A 3663-nucleotide genomic window follows, 5' to 3' on the forward strand; every position below is an offset into this window, starting at 1 on the left:
GGTGTTACGAATTTCCCCTCCGTCATTCATATTGATGATCGCCGGCGGGCAATTCTGGAGCGGTGTGGTCTGGGCTATGGTCGTGAGGTCGAACTCTTAGTCAGGGYGGCCGCGCGCGGGCTCATGACAATAGGCTATACCCRCACGCAACCGGAAGCGCGCCAGATGGTCGAGGCTGGCGTTCAAGCCATATGCATGAACTTCAACCTCAATCCAGATGCCGAAAGCGGAGCGCAGCCTTCGATTGGACTGGCCGAGCTCGCCGCGCGCACGYGCGACATCGCCCGTACCGTTCATKCGATCGACAGAAGTGTGGTCTGCCTGTTGGGCGGAGGTCCGATTACCAAGCCGGACGAACTCCTGGATGTCTGTCGCGAGACTGCGACGCRAGGGTTCATAGGCGGATCCTCGCTTGACCGCGTTCCCCTGGAAACATCAGTGCTTGAGGTGACTTCCGGTTTCAAGACCATTCACCTGCTCAGGGAAAAAGTCGATCTCCTGGAGCGCCAGCTGCAGCTGAGCGGATACAGACACGGGATCATCGCCCAGTCCTCGGCGATGAACCGGGTGTTGGAGACCRCCAAGCGATTGGCGGCCAATCCCAATCCGGTGCTTGTCTGGGGCGAGGCCGGTTCAGGCAAGCGCCGTGTGGCGGGTCTTGTCCACGCTCTCAGCGACCGCAGGCATCTCAAACCGGTGGTGTTTGCCTGTCGGCCCGGTCCCTTGACCGAGACGGTCGGCACCTTATTCGGCATCGAGCGCGATGAAGAAAGAAAGCGTCGCATATCGCTGCTCGAGACCGCGGACGGTACCTCAATCCTGCTTTTGCACCTCGACCAGCTTTCTAGCGAAGGACAGGAACGTCTCGCAGATTATCTGGAGACCGGCACCTTTTCGCCGCTGAACGGCGCCTCACCGGTGCGCTCGAGTGCCAGGGTGCTTGCTACCGCCACGGTAGCGCGAGGCRCCGACCTCGAAAGCGTACTTCATCCCAGGCTTCTCTCCCTTTTCGCCGGAATGGATATCGCGGTCCCCGCCTTGCCGGATCGTTTGGAAGACCTGCCACAGCTGATCAGTCACTTCACGGTCGAGGCAAAGGGGGACGCGCATTCTCGAGCCTTGGCMATAGAGAACTCCGCCTTCCTGGCACTTGCCAGTCATCGGTGGCCCGGGAACCTCAGGGAACTGCGGCACCTCGTCAACCAGCTGGWCACGCTGTCACCGGACACTCATATAACGGCAGAAGTGCTAGGCCCGTTGCTGAATACGCCGGATAAGCCATCCGCCAGGCAAACTAGCACGCTATCCGAACGTGAATGGATTATCGAAGGATTGAAGCGCAACAGGCTCCATCGCGGCAAGACGGCCCGTTATCTCGGCCTTTCAAGAAAGACCCTTTACAACAAGATCAAGAAACTGCGGATCTTGGAGTGACGGCTACTTGCCCCGATGATTCGCGGGGGCAGTAGAGGCCGTCGACCGGAAACGCCTGCTCGCGCCGGTGGGAGTGGGATACTCAACGGGTTCGAGGAAGTACCTTGTCGCTTAGCGACCTTCGCCTTTGCGCCAAGCGCGAGGGCTGGTGCCGGTGCTGCGCTTGAACTCGCGACTAAGGTGATAGACGTCGCAGAAACCACAGCGTTCTGCGATCGCGCTAATGGCCGCATCGCTCTCCAAGAGAAGCCTTTGAGCCATCATGATCCGTTCCCGGATCAGCCAGCGACGCGGGCTGATGTGCAGATGCTTTTGGAAAAGTCGCCGGGTCTGCGCGGCGCTGAGGCCGGCCGCCGAAGCTAGCTGGCGAGCGTGCCAAGGTTGCTCCGGGGCCTGCCGCATCTGGGAGACGACAGCGCGCAATTGGCCAGGAAGACGAGATTCGGCGGGCCTGGCCAGAGGTGCAGCGATGAAATGCATCAGTTCGGCCACCAGCCTATTGAGCGTCAAATCGACCTCGTCGTCCCTGGCGCGCAACACTTCAAAAAGCTGGCCGAACCAAGCCTCGAGGACAGTCGGAGTGGAGATCGTCGCGACAGTCGTGCGGCCATTGAACACCTTCCGCCGCATGACCGCGCAATCTGGGCCATCGATCCGCACAAAGAAGACGATCCAAGGATCGTTACCATCCGGCCAATGCGCATGCGTCGTCTCATTGGCGAGCCAGGCTAACTGATTGGGTCCGACGCTCAACGTCCTTCCTTCGCTAGACACAAAGCCGCGCCCTGCGGCGCAGAACAGGATGTCCTGGCCCGGATAGCTGTCTCGCCGGATGCAATGGTCAGGCGCGGTGATTGCCATGCCGGCTCTAAGCACGGTGAAGGCGCTGCGGGTCCAAGCGGCCTCAGGTACGTAATGATGGTTCTCTGGGAAAACTGTGTACTGCAGAAGGGCTCTCATGCGCGTTTTATATATCTACAAGTGCGCTCCGTCCATTTCAACCAACGGATCAGAGCGATATGCTTAGCTTGCTAATGGAAGCATCCCTCGTTGGGTAGCGTCTTGGATGCGCGTTTTGTATCCGATTTGTCGACGAGTTTCTGGGAGGAGCCAATGCTGATACTTATTGCCCGCACACTGYGGTGCGGTGATCGCGACGAATTCTTCGTCGGCATCTCCGCCGTCGATGAAGCCACCGTCGTTCCGACCCGCCACAGTCAGCTTCCAGGGAGGGACTGATGGCTAAGCCAAAAATCACGGTTGTCGGTAGCTTTGCCGTGGGGCTCACCATTCGCGCGCCGAATATTCCGGTCTTCGGCGTCACGATGTTGGGAAGYAGTTTCGACATGGGACCGGGCGGCAAGGGCTCCAATCAAGCGGTCGCGACGGCCCGGTTGGGAGCGGAGTCGTCATTGGTGGCCATCATCGGCCAGGACAAGTTCGCAGACATCGCGACCGAGCTATACAAGGCCGAAGGTGTGGGTGCGGCTCACATCGAGCAGACGGCGCAAAGCCCGACGGCCGTGGGTTTCATTATCCTCAACGAGCGCGGCGAAAATTTCATCATCATGGACTACGGTGCCACCAACCGGATGGACGCGGCTTTCGTCGATCGCGCCGAGAGCTGCATTGGGCAAAGTGATGTCGTAATGGCGGTTCYGGAAGTTCCGCTGGCCGCCGCGATGCGCGCCATGGAACTTGGCCGCAAGCACGGCAAGATAACCATTCTCAACCCAGCTCCGGCCGCGCCGATACCCGACGAGATATTTGCTCTCGTTGATTACCTGACGCCGAATGAGAGCGAGCTGCGCATTCTTCTCGGTTTGCGCCCGGACGATCCGCGTCCTTCGCGTGAGCTGGCGCAGATGCTACGCAAGCGAGGTGCCCGCAATGTCGTGGTGACCCTGGGCAGCCGTGGCGTGCTGATTGTCACCGATACCATAGACGTGGAAATCCCTTCGGCAACCGTCGATGTGGTGGACACAACCGGCGCCGGCGATGCGTTCAATTCGGGCTTTGCCGTCGGGTTGGCGGAGGGCAGGACTGTCGTTGACGCCGCTCGTTTGGGCGTCGCTTGCGGAGCACTGGTGTGTACCAAACTCGGGGTAATTCCTGGCATGGCAACGCGCCAAGCAGCCGACGAAATGTATAGGATGATCGCAGCTGTGACGTAAGAATGCAGAGATGATCATAGCAAGTAGTCGAGGACGGGTGGTTGCCGAACCAGCA

Annotated in this window: 4 protein-coding genes; 3 read left to right on the top strand and 1 reads right to left on the bottom strand. The window is 59.7% G+C overall.

Annotated features, from left to right (window positions below):
• The coding region (locus tag ORS3428_RS06585; RefSeq protein ID WP_071095709.1) for a phosphoenolpyruvate hydrolase family protein at positions 1 to 1434 on the top strand (1434 nt) is incomplete at its 5' end.
• 111 nt (positions 1435 to 1545) lie between these two features.
• Here the strand turns inward: ORS3428_RS06585 and ORS3428_RS06590 are convergent.
• Entirely contained in the window at positions 1546 to 2295 is a 750-nt protein-coding gene (locus ORS3428_RS06590; RefSeq protein ID WP_244507871.1) for a helix-turn-helix domain-containing protein, read from the bottom strand.
• A 252-nt stretch (positions 2296 to 2547) separates the two neighbouring features.
• On the opposite strand from ORS3428_RS06590, the gene ORS3428_RS34195 reads away from it, so the two are divergent.
• Both ORS3428_RS34195 and ORS3428_RS06595 read left to right on the top strand, forming a co-directional pair.
• Positions 2548 to 2673 carry a hypothetical protein gene (locus tag ORS3428_RS34195; RefSeq protein WP_274534786.1) on the top strand — a complete coding sequence of 42 codons (126 nt, stop codon included), beginning with the start codon at positions 2548 to 2550 and terminating at the stop codon, positions 2671 to 2673.
• Positions 2673 to 3608, top strand: a complete 936-nt coding sequence (locus tag ORS3428_RS06595) for a ribokinase (protein WP_071095712.1) — start codon at positions 2673 to 2675, stop codon at positions 3606 to 3608. The genes ORS3428_RS34195 and ORS3428_RS06595 overlap by 1 nt, the downstream gene beginning before the upstream one ends.
• Positions 3609 to 3663 lie beyond the last annotated feature (55 nt).

This window comes from Mesorhizobium sp. ORS 3428, assembly GCF_001854785.1.
Lineage (GTDB): Bacteria > Pseudomonadota > Alphaproteobacteria > Rhizobiales > Rhizobiaceae > Mesorhizobium.

What these genes read in the sequence shown, in the direction of transcription:
- ORS3428_RS06590 (WP_244507871.1), bottom strand. Translation starts at nt 2,295, where the DNA reads ATGGCAATCACCGCGCCTGACCATTGCATCCGGCGAGACAGCTATCCG.